We start from the raw sequence: 16,200 nt of genomic DNA, 5'->3' as shown, positions 1-16,200 counted from the left end.
CTCTTATGCTACTAATGTTATAACAACGGCAGTGGAGTGCAAATCGGTTTGCCCATGTCCTTGTGATTAATAGTCGATATTGATCAAATATTTTCCAATAAATGTCTATCTTGGTTGTTTTCCCAGCAGGGCCAGGCAATCTGCTCCTTCGGAGCATCGGTGTCGACTCGAATAAGGCCGCGCTCAATCCCTTTCTCCAAGTGTAAGAATAGCGGGTTTGCAAAGAGTGTTGGCGGTACAAAATCCAAGGCCCTTAGGCACACATAATGGCTGGCATCATTCGGTAAACTTCGGGCACCCGCCAATGCCATTTGCACTGTTTCGAACAGTAATTTGGGGGCGATTTTAATTTCTGCTTTGGCTAGCAGTGGCAAATTAATCAAGCCAAGGTTAAAGCTATGGCTTAAGCCTTTGCCATCAAGGTATCGACGCAGCGTGTGTAATACTTGCTGCGGTTCTACTGCCTCAGTAAATCTTACGGCAAATAGCCCTTGGCGGATCACATAGACGGGCATCAATAGACTATTGCCTATATGGTGAGTCAATTGTTGGGTAATAGCGTTAGCAAAGTATTGGCCGTGATTCAGATCGGTACAGACCTGTTCGCCAAATTCAATCAAGGCGAGGGCGGTAGTGGACGCATTCGCAGGAGGCTTAGCCAGATCCTTTAAGAGTGCGGCATAGCCTTGATGCTGAGTAAAAGGCTCCTGCAAACTTACTGCGAGTAAGGCTGCGTTTTGGCGCCTCGTTTTACGGCGCTGATTTAATAGGATAACTATCCCCACTAAGAGTAGCGTGGCGATAAGGCCACTCAAGGCGAGTAACTTGTTGGTATTTTTAGTGGTTTCAACCGCATCGTTCAGTTTGCCCTGTAGCATGCTGAGCTCAAGTTTGAGTTGCTGTTCGGCCAGTACCGAGGAAGATACTGACGAGTCCTGCGCGGTATTTTCGGATGCTTGGCTTAATTCGATAATACGTTTTTGTGTGCTTATCACCTTGGCTTGATCGTTAAGTTTTTCCGCCGACAGGGCGATTTGCGTCAAAGCTGATTTTTGTTCATCTTGCAATTTTAAATCGGTCGCTAGGGCCAGGGCGTTTTCGGCATGGCTCATCATCAGCGGCCAATCTTCCTTCGCTTGGGCTATCTCGCCAATTAGCAGCTCGTTATACACTAAATAGTGATGACTTTGTTTTTCAACAAAGATTTGGTTCGCCATCAGTAAATATTTGAGGGCGTTTGCCTCGTCATCTAAGTGCGAATAGGCTTGGCCGAGATTATGGAAGTTCAACCCTTGAGCGATGTAGTTACCGCGTTTAGCATCGAGCTGCTGGGCATTGAGATAGTAATCGATGGCGCGGTTCCAATCTCCTTGCTCGCCATACACCATGGCGATCACTGTCATGCAACTTGACAGATAAGTGTCGTTGCCCAGTTTTTTAAAGCCTGCGGCGGCCTCATGGGCATTCTTTAAGGCTTCATCCCATTGTTTTAAATCCCGATAGACCTTCGCCAGTTGTAGCTGCAGATGGGTCTTCATCGAAGGATAATTGGAGCGATTGGACAGGCGAATCGCTTCGCTATAGTGCTGTAATGACTTAGTGAGTTGCTGATTTTTATTGTAATAATGCCCGAGCTTTGACTCGGCCGCTGCGATCAAATAATCGTTCCTGAGTTTGTAGGCGATATCGCGATAGGTGTGAAAATGCATTAAGGCAGGCACATCCTGACGGATAACGAGGTGCAAACCGCCTAAGTGTTCATGAATGGTGTGCTTGAGCAGCATGGACTCGACATCGTAGCTGTCGTTAATCCGTGTCAGCGCCTCATTATAAAAGGCGATGGCTTCTTGGTATTTTTGTTCGGTACGGCCGATATAGCGGCCCTTTAACATGGCGACCGTGGCTTGCTCGAACGGCGTCTGCGCTATGCTTGCAAGCAATTCGATAAGGGTATTAGCGTCTTGAAACCCGACCTTAGACTTTACATTCGGCTCCATATTCAATCGCGCCAGTAGCTGCAAAATATGCTCGAATTCGTCGCTGCTGTAGCCCTGCTCTTGGGCGGCACGTTCAAACTGTTCGCGGGTCTTAAAGGCGATAGGAAAAGAAAGGGATTGATTGAGCCTGTCGTACATCTTCTGTGGCGTTTCACGCAATTCTATTTCTTCGGCTTCGAGATCGGCAGCCAGTGTTTGAAACGAAATAGACATCAACAAGGTCACGAAAATAACAATGAATTTACGCATGTGTAGGTGGCCCTATATTCCCTAAGTCAAGGAACTTATTTTGTTAGCTTTTGTTAGCGCCTAATGAGGATGCTACATCGACTTGTTATACTTGGAAAAAATATAAGAAGCATAATAACAGAAGACGGAAGGAAGTCAGAGTGAAACCCAGTAGATTATCTGTTTTGATATTAAGTGCATTAGGTTCGACAACTGTTTTAGCCGATGTAGATTATAAAATTGATTTAAGCCAACCAGAACATCACCTTGCGCAGGTGAGTGTGACTTTTCCCGAAGCTAAAGCGGGTGAGTTGACGGTTAATCTTCCCGTGTGGCGTACGGGTAAATATCAAGTGTTACCCCTATCCGATGGTGTGCGTTTATTTACTGCGAAAGACAGTCAAGGTAACAGTCTTCCATGGAAACGTAGCGCCAGTGGCGAATGGCAAATTGCCCTCGATAAATCCGCCAGTGTGACTGTAAGTTATCAACTCTACGCCAATGAATTAGGTCAACGAGTACGCCATATCGATGCGAGCCACGCTTATCTCGATGCCAGTGGCGTATTTATGTATAGCCCGCAATTTCGGACAGACCCAGTGGCCGTGCAGTTAACGGTTCCCGAGAACTGGCAAAGTTATTCCGGCATGTCGTCAGGTAATGCGTCGCATTCCTTCGTTGCCCCCAATTATGATGTGCTGATTGATTCCCCCATCGAAACGGGAGTGAGTCTCCACAAGCAATTCAGCGCCAACGACAAAGACTATGAACTCGTGTTTTGGGGCGAAGGTAACTACGATGCCGATAAAGTGGTGAAAGACTTAACCGCATTGAGTGGCCAAGCCAAGGCGATTTGGGATGGTTATCCCTTTGAGCGTTATGTGTATATGGTGCACGCCACCAGTGGTGCGGGCGGCGCGACCGAGCACTTAAACTCAACGGTTATTCAACTGCCGCGCTTTAGTTTTCGTGAGCGTAAGGATTATCTACGCTTTATTAGCACGGCGTCCCATGAGTTTATTCATACCTGGAACGTTAAAGCCTATCGTCCGGCTGGTCTGGTCCCCTACGATTATCAGCATGAAAACATGACCGAACTGTTGTGGATTGCCGAGGGCTCGACCAGTTATTTCCAAGGTCAGTTATTGCTGCGTGCAGGTGTGATGACACCTAAGGAATTTTTAGAAGATCTCGCCAAACGCATCGAGAAGAGTGAGCTAACACCGGGGCGTGAAATTCAATCCGTTGCCGAGGCCAGTTTAGGCGAGTGGAGTAGCACGGGCGGCGATTATGCCATTAACCACAGTGTGAATATTTACTCCGAAGGTTATTTAGCCTCACTGGCGCTGGATTTCTCCCTGCTGACGGATTCGAAGCTCGCCTACTCGTACCGCGACGTGCACCGTAAACTCTATCAGGATTACCGCGTGCCCAAGGGCTACACTGTGAGTGATGTAAAGCAGATCCTGAAGGACTTATCGGGTAAGGATTATGGCCCGTGGTGGCAGAGCCATGTGAATAGTCCGCTGAGCCTTGAGTTTTCAAGCCTGTTGTCTCAGGCAGGATTAGTGATGTCCTACGGTAAAGACTCCAAAGCTGAGCCTTTTACGGGCATGACCTTAAGCAGCGAACATGGCTCTTTAGTGCTTTCTCAAGTCTTGCGTAATGGCCCTGCTTGGCAGGCTGGTATCGTCGCAGGGGATGAGATCCTCGCGATTAATGGCTTAAAGGTCACGGCACAAGGTTTTGATAAACGCATTAAAGACTTTAAAGTGGGTGATAAAGTTGAAATCACTTTATTTAACAACGATAAAATCAAGCAAGTGGCGTTAACCTTAGGTGAGAAACAAAGCGGTAAGCTAGTGCTAAAAGGCGATGCAAAGGCGACTAAGCAGCAAAAAGCCTTCTTCAAAGCTTGGCTGGGCATTGATTGGCCGTTCGATAATAAGGGTGAACTGCTGACGAAAAGCTAATTCGTTTGCGTTTTGAGTGGTAGCCATAGAGGTTGGCGCACTCGAATCGCTGCCAATGTGTTATTTCTGTCATAGAGACTAAAAAGGCGCCGCAGTGAACTGAGTCCACATCGGCGCCTTTTTACATTATTTCGCTTAGTTTCACTTAAGCTCGTTTGGAGCCTTAGCTAAATGTAGCTGCGCTTGATGAGCTTGCCTAAGACTTAAGCTTGAGTCTCTTCAAGGCCGCCTAATGCCGAAACCAGTGCGTGCATCAGCGCTACTAACTCACTGCCCATTAAGGCAAAGTCGGCATCGAGACGCGCCATTGGATCTTCATTCCCTAGCTCATCATTACCCGCTCTAAATTCTTCGGAGAATTTTAAGCGTTTTACGCTGGCATCGGATTGCAGCAGTAGCGCAATTGATTGGCCAAAGTGCAGGGCGAGCTTATGTACTTCTTTACCGGTTTCAAGGTGGGCAAGTACTTCATCTTCTTTTAGATCTTGCTGCTTAAAGCGTACGATACCGCCTTCATCGGCGGCCGATTTCAACTCGGCTTCATCTTGCATTTCAAAGGGTAAGGGCGCGCTGCCGTCCTTTAACCATTGAGTGAGGTTGGATTCAACTGGCGCTTTAAAGCTTAATGGGATCACAGGCAAGCTGCCTAAGGCTTTACGTAATAAAGCTAATAATTCTTCGGCCTTAGTGGCGCTAGAGCTGTCGACGAGGATCATTTCCAACTCAGGTAAAATCAGCGCGCGAGTTTGGCTACGACGTGAAAAGGCGCGTGGCAATAGGCTAGTGATGATTTCATCTTTCAGCGCATCTTTTTCTTTTTTGGCGAGCTTACGATTTTCTTCGTCTTCAATTTGCGCCACTTTTTCTTCTAATGACTCTTTAATCACTTGGCCTGGCAGAATTTTTTCTTCTTTGGTCACACAGATAAGGTGACGATTGTTGGCGCTGTGCACTAAGGTGCTGCCCTGTTTACCTAAGGCATTGGAAAAACCAAATTTGCTGACGTCTTGGCTGCCGCACGGAGAGAATGTGAAATCGGCGAGTGCGGTTTCAAGTGCTTCTGTTTCGATGGAAAAAGGTTTATTGAAACGGTAAAGAGTAAGATTTTTAAACCACATAAGATGCGCTCATTGGAAAAATAAAGTCGCAGTTTACGGCATAGTTGCAACGGGGTAAACCTACCATAAATCGTTAAATTTTGCCTCGGTTGCAGAATTCATTAAAATGTAACATTGAAAAAAGTCCGGCCGTAACCCTTGGTATATCTCGGTTTTATCTTTGAGGAGGAAGGCGGTTTCGTGGCGACTGACCCAAGTTGTCACAATTGAAATAAAACTGAAACAGATTCATTGCAAACTTTCGGTCGTTCCAAACCAATAACCAAGACGAACATAACGTCGAAAGGATTAAATGATGAACGTTTTTTGTAAAACTCTACTTGCTTCTGCGCTAGCTTCTGCAACTCTGGCTTCTGCTTATGCCGCTGAGCCACTGACTGTTTATGGTAAGTTGAACGTTACCGCTCAATCAAATGATGAGAAAGGTGATTCTACAACAACTATTCAAAGTAATGCTTCTCGTTTTGGTGTGAAGGGTGATTTCGAACTGTCTAGCTCGCTGGAAGCGTTCTACACAGTTGAATACGAAGTTGATACTGGCGCTGCAACAAGCGACAACTTCAAAGCCCGTAACCAATTCGTTGGTTTAAAAGGTGCATTTGGTTCTTTCTCTGTTGGTCGTAACGACACTCTGTTAAAGATCTCTCAAGGTAACGTTGACCAGTTCAACGATTTATCAGGTGACTTAAAGAGCCTGTTCAAAGGTGAAAACCGTTTAGGCCAAACTGCAACTTACCTGTCACCTTCAATCGGTGGTTTCGTATTCGGTGCAACTTATGCTGCTGAAGGCGATGCTGACCAACAAGCTCAAGACGGTTTCAGCTTAGCCGCTATGTACGGTGACGCTAAACTGAAAAAATCACCTTTCTACGCCGCTATCGCTTACGATTCTGACGTAAAAGGTTACGAAATCCTGCGTGCATCGGTACAAGGTAAAATCGCTGATTTAACCTTAGGTGGTATGTACCAACAACAGGAACAAACTTACAAAAACGCTTTACCTGTTAACACTGACAGCGTGAACGGTTACCTGTTAAGCGCCGCTTACGATATCAACGCAGTGACCTTAAAAGCTCAATACCAAGACATGGAAGACTTAGGTGATTCATGGTCAGTGGGTGCGGACTACAGCTTAGGTAAGCCAACGAAAGTGTTTGCTTTCTATACTAACCGCTCTATGGAAGCGTCTAACGATGATGACAAATACATCGGTGTTGGTTTAGAACACAAGTTCTAATCTCAGCATTAAGGTTGAATTAAGGAGGCTTAGGCCTCCTTTTTTATTGCGATAAACAAACAGTTATATAAACTTAATATGACAATTATCGCGACAATATCGCTTTTGCGGCATGCTTATTCATAAATCTGTAATAAAAATGACTAATAATAGCCGTGTTGACATTCACTGACAGAAAATCACTTATGACTGCAAGGATATTGATAGTAGAAGACGAGTTAGCCATCCGCGAGATGCTGACTTTTGTAATGGAACAGCATGGGTTTACAACCTCTGCGGCGGAAGATTTTGATTCGGCCATTGCGCTGCTAAAGGAGCCTTACCCCGATCTGATTTTGTTGGATTGGATGTTTCCTGGTGGAAGTGGTATTCAATTGGCCAAACGCCTCAAGCAGGATGAGTTTACCCGTCAGATCCCCATTATTATGTTAACCGCTCGCGGTGAAGAAGAAGATAAGGTTAAGGGCCTTGAAGTGGGCGCCGATGACTATATCACTAAACCTTTTTCACCCAAGGAGCTGGTGGCGCGTATTAAGGCTGTGTTGCGCCGTAGCGCGCCGACCCGCCTTGAAGAAACCATCGATGTACAAGGATTGTTACTCGACCCCGTGAGCCACAGGGTGAGTGTTGGCGATACCGTACTCGATATGGGACCAACGGAATTCCGTTTATTACACTTCTTTATGACACACCCTGAACGTGTTTACAGCCGCGAACAGCTGCTCGATAACGTTTGGGGAACCAATGTGTATGTAGAAGACAGAACCGTGGATGTGCACATCCGTCGCCTGCGTAAAGCGGTTGAAGAATCGGGCCATGATCGCCTCATTCAAACGGTTCGTGGTGCAGGTTATCGTTTCTCTACACGCATTTAGTGCCAAATAAGAGATAGGCACAGGTTAGCTTTTAAGCTATCTTGTGCTCCTCCTATTTAGCCTGATGTCTGGGTTTATTTATGTTCGACTCTTATTCAGGGTACCGGCTGTTTTCGCGCTTAGCGGTGTTTTTACTGCTTTGTTTGCTGATTGGTTTATTGGTAGGGAAACCCCTCTGGATACTTATCATTGGATTGCTAGGACTGGTGTTCTGGCACTACCGTCAGTTAGCGCGTCTCAATTTTTGGTTATGGCGAGATAGAAAATTAACGCCTCCCCAGGGCAGTGGCAGTTGGGAAGGGGTGTTTAACGGCATATACCGTCTACAGGGGAAAAATCGTCGTCGAGTGGGTCAATTAGCCGCCTTGCTAGGACGTTTTCGCCAAGGGGCCGAGGCCTTGCCCGATGCGGCAGTCGTGCTCGACTCTGAGCACAATATCTTATGGTGTAACAAGTTAGCTCAGCTGATATTAGGCTTTGTCTGGCCACAGGATAATGGTCAACGCATCGATAACTTGATCCGCCATCCTGATTTTTCGGCCTATATCAAAGCCGGAAAATATAAAGATCCCTTAGAGCTGGCCTCGCCCGTGTCCGATAGACGGTTGCTCGAAATCCGTATTATGGCCTATGGCGATAGGCAGTTATTGCTCATTGCCCGCGATATTACACGGATAAGACAACTCGAAGGCATGCGTAAAGAATTTGTCGCCAATGTGTCACACGAACTAAAAACCCCGCTCACAGTATTGCAGGGTTATTTAGAGATGATGCAAAGCATGGCGGAACCCGGTTCGATGAACGCTAAGCCCTTAGCCTTAATGCAGCAGCAGACGCGGCGCATGCAGTCGATGGTGGAGCAATTATTGGTATTATCACGCATCGAAGATGCGGCGGATATTAACCTTGAGAACACCGTAAACATGGCGCAGTTGATGGAAGTCTTAAAGGAAGAGGCCAAGGCGCTGGCGCAGGACAAGTACGAGCTAAGCTTCCACTGTGAGGCGGGACTTAATTCCCATGGCAATGAGCTACAGCTTAGAAGTGCTTGTTCTAATTTGATTTCGAATGCGATTCGCTACACAGAGCCCGGCGGCAAAATTACCGTGCAATGGCGTAGTGTGGCAACCGGTGGCCTCTTTAGTGTGACGGATACCGGTGAGGGGATCGCGCCGCAGCATATTAGTCGCTTGACCGAGCGTTTTTATCGCGTCGACAGTGCGCGCTCAAGGCAAACCGGTGGCAGTGGCCTTGGCTTAGCCATTGTGAAACACGCTTTGAGTCATCACCACAGCGAGCTCAATATCAGCAGCGAATTGGGTAAAGGCAGTACCTTTAGTTTTGTGATCCCATCCCATTTGATTGAACGCAAAAAATAATTGCCAAAGAAACGCATATTATTTTTACATATAAAACAGGCCATTATGGCCTGTTTTGCTTTTGACACTTTAACAATGCGAGGTTTTTTTCAAAAAAATGCGAAAAATGTGTTTTGTCATCTAAGTGTCACATCTTGGACATAGAATTGTCATTGTAGCGATTGATACTGGCTGCGTCTGAAGAAACTTAAGTTAGAAATTAGTTAGCTTATTACTGGAGCACATAATGAAACTGAAAAAGCTTGTCGGCGCGATGACCCTCACAGCCGCTGGTGTATTCTCTGCCACTGCAATGGCATCTGTTGATCAATCTCTGCCAACTTACGAGAAAGCAAGTGGTGTATCAGGCAACCTTTCGTCTGTAGGTTCAGATACTTTAGCCAACATGATGACTCTGTGGGCTGAAGAATTTAAACAGATGTACCCTAACGTAAACATCCAAATTCAAGCTGCTGGTTCTTCTACTGCGCCACCAGCCTTAACCGAAGGTACTTCACAATTCGGCCCTATGAGCCGCAAAATGAAGCCTAACGAAGAAGAAGCCTTCGAAAAACACTATGGTTACAAGCCAACTGCAGTTCGTGTTGCGATTGACGCTTTAGCGGTATTCGTACACAAAGATAACCCAATCAAAGGCTTAACTGTTGAACAAGTTGACGGTATTTTCTCTTCTACTCACAAGTGTGGTAGCAGCGATATCCAACGTTGGGGCGACTTAGGTCTTGACGGTAACTGGTCAGCAAAAGACGTACAATTGTACGGTCGTAACTCAGTATCAGGCACTTACGGTTACTTCAAAGAGCACGCTCTGTGTAAAGGTGACTTCAAGGCCAACGTAAACGAGCAACCAGGTTCTGCTTCTGTGGTTCAGTCAGTGTCTCAATCACTGAACGCTATCGGTTACTCAGGTATCGGTTATAAAACTGCTGGCGTGAAAGCTGTTGCCATCGCGAAGAAAGGTAACGAGTTTATCGAAGCGACTGCAGAAAACGCAGCGAATGGTACTTACCCATTATCACGTTACTTATATGTATACGTGAACAAGCAACCAAACAAAGACTTAGCACCAATGGAAAAAGAATTCATCCGTTACGTGCTGTCTAAGCAAGGTCAGCAAGTGGTAGAAAAAGACGGTTATGTGACTCTACCTAAGAGCGTAGTTGCTAAAGATTTAGAACAGTTAGGTATCCGCCTGTAATTCTAAATCGCTAAACCTTAAGGGTCTCTTCGGAGGCCCTTTTTGTTTTTGGGCCCTAAATCACGAACTTGAGTAGGGGGTTATCATTTTGGGGTGATTGGTATAAATGGACATAAAAAAAGCAACCTAATAAGGTTGCTGTAAATTCCAATTCGGAATCCGGGGACGGTCGCGCTAGAAACCATCTAAAGGAGAATGATGATGAACGAAGAAACTCTTGCAAAGATTCGGTTCATAATATCTGACTCAAGGGCGTGAAATTAGTTCAGCAAAAATAGAAAATATTTGAAAATATTTTTTATGTTTTTCTTTATGCATTGAAAAGTATGTGAATTTTAATCTTGCAGCTTAACTCAAATAGATTATGACAAGAGTTGAACTCAAGCATTGTTACAAAATGCGGATGCGGGGAAGGTTTATTCGATTGCGCGTTGGTAAATCAGCGGCTGATAATATGGTCAGATAATTTTCCGTCCATAGGTTAGCTAAGTGATGCCGTTAGAAAATCAGCAAATGCCAATCGCACCTGCAGCATGGGATTTAACCCGAGATTACCATTCCTTTGCCAACAGTGACCAAGTGCAGGTCACGCACTTGTCCCTCGCGCTAAAAGTCGATTTTGCGACTCGTACTCTGCTCGGGGAAGCAACGCTGTCACTGTTCTATCTTGAGCCAGAGGTTGGTGAGCTATGGCTCGATAGTCGCGATTTAAGCATTTTATCGGTCACGACTGATAAAGCCGCGCTGGCATTTCATCTAGAAGCGGCCGATGAGATTCTCGGGCAGAAATTAGTCATCCAGTTACCCCAAGCGCAGTGCGAACGAATCTATATTCGTTACCAAACCTCACCGGAGGCTGAAGGGTTACAGTGGCTTACGCCTGAACAAACGGCGGGCAAAGCATTATCTTATCTCTTTAGCCAGTCTCAGCCCATTAATGCCCGCAGTTGGATTCCCTTGCAGGATTCGCCAAAGGTGCGGATCACCTTCGATGCGAACGTCGACGTGCCAAAGGGCATGCGCGCCGTGATGAGTGCAATGAACGACCCTGATACGCCGCTCGAGGGGCAATTCCTATTCGAGATGGAAAAGCCCATTCCGACCCATTTGCTGGCCTTAGCTGTGGGCGACTTAGCCTTTCAAGCCATAGGTCCGCGTAGCGGCGTGTATACCGAGCCTTGCATGTTGGCAGCCGCAGCGACTGAGTTTGCCGATACCGAACATATGCTGGACGTGGCGCAATCCCTCTTAGGCCCCTATGCTTGGGGACGTTATGACATGATCATCTTGCCACCGAGTTTTCCTTTCGGTGGCATGGAAAACCCGCGTTTAGCCTTTTTAACCCCAACTCTGATAGCGGGGGATAAAAGTCTAGTGTCGACGGTCGCACACGAGTTGGCACATTCGTGGACGGGCAATCTGGTCAGTAACGCGACTTGGCGCGATCTCTGGCTAAATGAAGGTTTTACGACCTACTTTACCAATCGGATTGTCGAAGAAGTCTATGGCAAGGAGCAGGCCGAGCTGGAATGGGTCATTGAATTTGGCCGACTACAAGAAGAAATGGCGGCTTTACCGCTTCACAGGCAAACGCTGCCCGCCAATGTGCAGCAGGCCGATCCAAATCTTGCTTTTAACCGTTTTACCTACGATAAGGCATCGATGTTCGTCCATGAGTTAGAGCATCGCCTCGGCCGCGTCGAATTCGATAAGTTTCTGTTTGCCTATGTGCAGCACTTTGCCTTTGAGGCGATCACCACCGAAGTGTTTGTCGAATACACGAAAGTGGCTTTAGTCGAAACCTATCCCGATAAAATCAGCGAAGCCGAGCTGTTGGAGTGGATTTATGGCGAAGGTTTGCCTCAAGGTTATGTGGGGCCCACATCGCGAAGTTTGGATAAGGTTGATTGCGCCTTGGATGATTTCTTACAGGGCAAAGCGGCCTGCGAGCTAAAGGCAAAAGGTTGGCGAGTTCACCATTGGCAGTACTTTTTGACCCAATTGCCCGAAGTGTTGTCTCAGGTGCAATTAATGGATTTGGACGATACCTTTAAGTTGACCGAGTCTAGCAATGCTGAAATTGCCTGCGATTGGTTTAGGGTCGCTATCCGTAATCATTATGATCCTGTGTTACCCGCCTTAAGTGCTTATTTGCAGCGCATTGGCCGCGGCAAGTTTGTTCGTCCACTTTATGCGGAATTGCAAGTTGCTGGCTATCACACTGAGTTACAACAAATCTATGCCAGTGCGAGGGCGGGTTACCATCCTTCGATTCAAGTGCAACTGGATAGAATGCTGAAGGGGTAAAATACAGATAAAAAAATGGCAACCTAAGGTTGCCATAAAAGAATCAAAGTAGGAGACAAAGGAATGCAGTGCGCTAGCGTGTATTCGATTGCTTCCCAAAAGGGAGATGATGAACGACCAACCAATTCGACTCTATGCAATAACTTGAAACTGTTTCATTGAATTAAACGGCGCGTTTTATCCATTTAATCCTTTGCTAAAGTTTTCATTTAGCAATCTATTCTGCATTAAAGCGGATTTGTTAATCCTTACATATAGTCAGACTAAGACCTTTTGATAAAGTTCAGTTGGCGGCTAAAAATTTTTAAATTTATTTTTGGCCTTGCTAGCATCAGCATATTGAGCTGTTGGTGCGCAGCTACATTTATTTTACATATAAAACATAGGCATAAAAAAAGGCAACCAATCGGTTGCCTAGTGACCTATTCCTAGGTCAAGGGGGCTGCGCTAGAAGCCCCAGGGAGAATGATGAACATGAAAAAGACATTCGCTGTTCAATATGTTTGAGGGGCTTATAGAATTAAAGTTCCATCGAAAATAAAAAATAACTTAAATTTTTTATTTAATAATAAAATTTCAATAGGATAGCGTGCGGATTATTTTAAAAGCGCTTCTATCTTGTCACTAATGGCCTCTGGTTTTGTGGTTGGCGCAAAGCGAGCGACCACTTCGCCCTGACGATTAATTAAGAATTTAGTGAAATTCCACTTAATGCGTTCTGTGCCTAATACGCCCGGCGCGGCTTTTTTGAGGTACTGATATAAAGGGTGAGTGTGCTCACCGTTTACTTCTATTTTCGAAAACAGCGGAAAACTCACGCCAAAGTTGAGTTCACAAAAACTTTGGATGCCTTTCTCATCGGCTTTTTCTTGGGCACCAAACTGATTGCATGGGAAGCCTAAAACCACCAATCCCTGTGATTTATATTTTTGATAGAGCGCTTCTAAGCCCTTGTACTGTGGTGTAAAACCGCACTCACTGGCGGTATTCACAATTAAGATCACTTTGCCTTGATATTGTGCTAGTGCAGTTGGATTGCCTTGAATGTCGTTTGCGCTATGGCTATAGATAGTCGATGTCATCATTACCTCCTAAGGTGTGGTGATTAGCATAAATAATAGTTTGGTTGCTATCAATTGATTTGTGTGCAATTTATTTTGCAGATTTGCTAATCTTCTTCAATATCAATATAGTTACGCTAATTTTTATCTCAGCAGAAGGGCGTTTATGTGACTGAACATGAAGCCGAATACGAAACAAACACACAGGCCGATGTTGGGCAGGTTGTTCAGCAACTCACTGAAGTTGAAGGTGAAGAACAGGCAGAAGTGTTCAGTGAAATCTTAAATGAAGCTGAGCCTGGCACGGTTGCCTTAGTGCTAGAGTCTTTACCCTTAGACGAGCGTTACGAACGTTGGCAACAGGTTGAGTTTAGTGACCGTGTGACAGTGCTGAGTTTAATGCGCGCCGATCCGCGTATGGGGATCCTAAAGCAGATGCCCGACAATGAGGTGGATCTGCTATTCGCGCAGCTTAGTCCTGAGGATTTGATTGAGTGGAGTGATTATCTCCCCGAAAGTTTTACCGACCGCGCCTTGGCGCAAATGGGCGAACGTCAGCGGCAGCGCTTCGAGCTGTACGACCAATACTCTGAAAATGAGATTGGTCGTTATACCGATCATCAAATGTTAGTGCTCAGCGATAAGGCGACTGTGGCTCAGGCGCAGCGTTTTTTCAGAAGAATCGAACTCGACTGTAACGACAACTTATTTATCGTCGATGAGGCGGATAAATACCTAGGTACGGTAAGACGTTATGATATTTTCAAGCATGATCCCTCTGAGCCGCTGATTTCACTGTTATCGGAAGACAGTCGCGCCTTAACCGCGGATACCACGCTACTCGATGCCGCCGAGGCGATAGAACATAGCCGCGAAATTGAGTTACCCGTTATCGATGAGGCTGGGGAGCTGATTGGCCGTGTCACCCTAAGGGCCGCCACCGCCTTAGTGCGTGAGCATTACGAAGCGCAATTAATGGCGACCGCGGGTATGGATGAGTCTGACGACTTATTCGCCCCGATCATCAAAGGTGCGCAGCGCCGCGCCGTATGGTTAGGGATTAACTTACTCACGGCATTTTTGGCCTCGGCAACCATTGGACTATTTGAGAACGTCTTATCTCAAGTGGTGGCACTTGCGGTGCTGATGCCGATAGTGGCATCCATGGGCGGGATTGCGGGGAGTCAGTCGCTCACCTTGATGATCCGCGGTATGGCGATGGGGCAGATTTCTGCGGGTAACTTATTCTCTTTAATGAAGAACGAGTTAGGCATTGGCTTAGTCAATGGCACCCTGTGGGCGATTGTGATTGGACTGGTGGCGGGCTGGTGGTTTGCCGACAGCACCATAGGCATAGTGATAGGTTGCGCGATTTTGATCAATATGGCGGTCGCGGCGTTGGCCGGGGTGTTTGTCCCAATGGTCTTGCAGCGATTTAACCAAGATGCAGCGCTCTCTGGCTCGGTGATTTTAACCACAGTGACCGATGTAGTGGGCTTTTTCACTTTCCTCGGTATGGCGACGATACTGTATCTCTAAGTGGCTTTTGGTTGTTTAACTCATTTGTATGAATCAAAAAGATATTCAATTTGTCCTTTGCCAAAGCGCAGCCGAATTAGCGGCTGCGGCGGCATTAATCGATCGGCGGGATGACAATGCGCATCCCCTCGACCATCAGTCCTTTACTCAGTCCCGCGCTGTCATATTGGCGAAAACCCTCGAGGGTGAGATGGTTGGCTGCGCGGCGATTAAGGCAGGTTCTGGCCCCGTGGGGGAACTCGGTTATTTGGTGGTCTCGCCTTTGTACCGTCGCCGTGGCATAGCCCAAGGGCTTACTCTTAAGCGGATTGAAGTGGCTAAAGCACAGGGGATTGCCCTGTTATTTGCCACCATTCGAGATGAGAACAATGCCAGTCGAGTGAATTTACTCAAAGCTGGATTTCACTTTTGGCGGAACTATTTAAGTATTAGAGGCACGGGGAATACCGTAGGTTGGTATTACTTAGCTTTGCAGGAAAGTGTCGATATCGACGGCATAATGCAATCTTTAGTTGGAGATCGGGTGCCAGCACCCTAAATGTTTTCGAGTTGTTTAATTTAGGTTTTATTGGTGTTTTTTACCGGTTTTCGTTTGGTTTCAAATTCAAAAATCTTCGCGACTCTCGACTAAATATGCAGATTTTCTTTTTTTATTCGGTATGATCCGCGCCATTACCCACAGTCATTATTGAGGTGTTTTTATGGCTAAGTTCAGAGTAGCAAGTGTCTTATTATTGAGTGCAGCCGCACTGCAGGTGAATGCGTCAGAATTTAATCTTGGGTTAAACAACGATGTGGTTTCTACCGAGTTAGAGCTGCAAGTGAATAAAGATGTCAATGCAGTATTAGGATATATTTATTCAGACGACAGTGGTCATATTGCCCAAGGTGCAATGCACATGACCCATGATGTTGGCGTACACCACTTCGAAGTCGGTGCTAAGTTAAGCCAATTATGGGCAGATGATGCGCCGAACGGTAGTGCCGTATCAGTGGGCGGTCGTTATGCCTTAGCGTTAGGGCCAAATATCTCTTTGCATGCCGCCGCTTACTATGCGCCATCGGTATTGTCTTTCGGTAATGTCGATGGTCAATACGAGTTAGATTCAAAGGTGCAGTACCGCGTGAACCCTAATATGGCGTTCTATGTGGGTTACCGTAAGATTGCCTTCGAATATGATCACGCCCGTGATTTTACCTTCGAAGATGGCGTTTACATCGGCGGTAAATTCCGCTTCTAATCTCGCCTTTATTGAGTGGCCAACACTACGGCCACTTCGATGTCAAA

General features: G+C 46.3%; 12 protein-coding genes. 9 read left to right on the top strand and 3 right to left on the bottom strand.

The genetic code is table 11. The features are described 5' to 3' along the window. Window positions 1-83: 83 nt before the first annotated feature. Entirely contained in the window at window positions 84-2,246 is a 2,163-nt protein-coding gene (locus K0H59_RS14545; RefSeq protein ID WP_220053525.1) for a lipopolysaccharide assembly protein LapB, read from the bottom strand. Window positions 2,247-2,386: 140 nt separating this feature from the next. Here K0H59_RS14545 and K0H59_RS14540 point away from each other — a divergent pair, with 140 nt between their 5' ends. Then, entirely contained in the window at window positions 2,387-4,198 is a 1,812-nt protein-coding gene (locus K0H59_RS14540; RefSeq protein ID WP_220053524.1) for a M61 family metallopeptidase, read from the top strand. Between the two features lie 203 nt (window positions 4,199-4,401). Here the strand turns inward: K0H59_RS14540 and rdgC are convergent, their stop codons facing one another. Continuing rightward, complete coding sequence (gene rdgC / locus K0H59_RS14535) at window positions 4,402-5,316, bottom strand: recombination-associated protein RdgC (protein ID WP_086902322.1); 915 nt, start codon at window positions 5,314-5,316, stop codon at window positions 4,402-4,404. A 292-nt stretch (window positions 5,317-5,608) separates the two neighbouring features. Here rdgC and K0H59_RS14530 point away from each other — a divergent pair, with 292 nt between their 5' ends. From K0H59_RS14530 to K0H59_RS14510, 5 genes are all read left to right on the top strand, one after another. Beyond that, window positions 5,609-6,553 (top strand): porin, encoded by a 945-nt coding sequence (locus K0H59_RS14530; RefSeq protein WP_164717875.1) that lies wholly within the window; start codon window positions 5,609-5,611, stop codon window positions 6,551-6,553. Window positions 6,554-6,738: 185 nt separating this feature from the next. Further along, the gene (gene phoB, locus K0H59_RS14525) at window positions 6,739-7,428 is read left to right on the top strand and encodes a phosphate regulon transcriptional regulator PhoB (RefSeq protein WP_011623460.1); all 690 of its coding nucleotides are present in this window, start codon (window positions 6,739-6,741) and stop codon (window positions 7,426-7,428) included. 80 nt (window positions 7,429-7,508) lie between these two features. Then, window positions 7,509-8,807, top strand: a complete 1,299-nt coding sequence (gene phoR / locus K0H59_RS14520; RefSeq protein ID WP_011717745.1) for a phosphate regulon sensor histidine kinase PhoR — start codon at window positions 7,509-7,511, stop codon at window positions 8,805-8,807. A 226-nt stretch (window positions 8,808-9,033) separates the two neighbouring features. After that, window positions 9,034-10,005: a PstS family phosphate ABC transporter substrate-binding protein gene (locus tag K0H59_RS14515; protein WP_011623458.1), complete on the top strand. Its 972-nt coding sequence runs from the start codon at window positions 9,034-9,036 to the stop codon at window positions 10,003-10,005. A gap of 492 nt (window positions 10,006-10,497) precedes the next feature. Further along, a complete protein-coding gene (locus tag K0H59_RS14510; RefSeq protein WP_220055612.1) occupies window positions 10,498-12,312 on the top strand; it encodes a M1 family metallopeptidase in 1,815 nt (604 codons plus the stop codon). A gap of 596 nt (window positions 12,313-12,908) precedes the next feature. On the opposite strand, the gene K0H59_RS14505 is transcribed toward K0H59_RS14510, so the two are convergent. Beyond that, window positions 12,909-13,394, bottom strand: a complete 486-nt coding sequence (locus tag K0H59_RS14505; protein WP_011717743.1) for a glutathione peroxidase — start codon at window positions 13,392-13,394, stop codon at window positions 12,909-12,911. 147 nt (window positions 13,395-13,541) lie between these two features. Here K0H59_RS14505 and K0H59_RS14500 point away from each other — a divergent pair, with 147 nt between their 5' ends. From K0H59_RS14500 to K0H59_RS14490, 3 genes are all read left to right on the top strand, one after another. Next, on the top strand, window positions 13,542-14,912 hold the full coding sequence (locus tag K0H59_RS14500) for a magnesium transporter (RefSeq protein WP_011626763.1): 1,371 nt from the start codon (window positions 13,542-13,544) through the stop codon (window positions 14,910-14,912). A gap of 28 nt (window positions 14,913-14,940) precedes the next feature. Further along, window positions 14,941-15,450, top strand: coding sequence for a GNAT family N-acetyltransferase (locus K0H59_RS14495; protein ID WP_220053523.1), 510 nt, complete (start codon window positions 14,941-14,943; stop codon window positions 15,448-15,450). A gap of 163 nt (window positions 15,451-15,613) precedes the next feature. After that, complete coding sequence (locus tag K0H59_RS14490) at window positions 15,614-16,153, top strand: YfaZ family protein (RefSeq protein ID WP_011717740.1); 540 nt, start codon at window positions 15,614-15,616, stop codon at window positions 16,151-16,153. The last annotated feature ends 47 nt before the right edge of the window (window positions 16,154-16,200 follow it).

This window comes from Shewanella sp. FJAT-51649 (assembly GCF_019457435.1).
Lineage (GTDB): Bacteria > Pseudomonadota > Gammaproteobacteria > Enterobacterales > Shewanellaceae > Shewanella > Shewanella mangrovisoli.
Note: the sequence above shows the minus strand (reverse complement) of the source record. Positions and strands in the feature narration are given on the sequence as shown.

Excerpts from the sequence above, each read along its gene's own strand:
- K0H59_RS14545 (WP_220053525.1), bottom strand. The coding sequence starts at position 2,246 with ATGCGTAAATTCATTGTTATTTTCGTGACCTTGTTGATGTCTATTTCG.
- rdgC (WP_086902322.1), bottom strand. The coding sequence starts at position 5,316 with ATGTGGTTTAAAAATCTTACTCTTTACCGTTTCAATAAACCTTTTTCC.
- K0H59_RS14530 (WP_164717875.1), top strand. The coding sequence starts at position 5,609 with ATGATGAACGTTTTTTGTAAAACTCTACTTGCTTCTGCGCTAGCTTCT.
- phoB (WP_011623460.1), top strand. The coding sequence starts at position 6,739 with ATGACTGCAAGGATATTGATAGTAGAAGACGAGTTAGCCATCCGCGAG.
- phoR (WP_011717745.1), top strand. The coding sequence starts at position 7,509 with ATGTTCGACTCTTATTCAGGGTACCGGCTGTTTTCGCGCTTAGCGGTG.
- K0H59_RS14515 (WP_011623458.1), top strand. The coding sequence starts at position 9,034 with ATGAAACTGAAAAAGCTTGTCGGCGCGATGACCCTCACAGCCGCTGGT.
- K0H59_RS14510 (WP_220055612.1), top strand. The coding sequence starts at position 10,498 with ATGCCGTTAGAAAATCAGCAAATGCCAATCGCACCTGCAGCATGGGAT.
- K0H59_RS14505 (WP_011717743.1), bottom strand. The coding sequence starts at position 13,394 with ATGACATCGACTATCTATAGCCATAGCGCAAACGACATTCAAGGCAAT.
- K0H59_RS14495 (WP_220053523.1), top strand. The coding sequence starts at position 14,941 with ATGAATCAAAAAGATATTCAATTTGTCCTTTGCCAAAGCGCAGCCGAA.
- K0H59_RS14490 (WP_011717740.1), top strand. The coding sequence starts at position 15,614 with ATGGCTAAGTTCAGAGTAGCAAGTGTCTTATTATTGAGTGCAGCCGCA.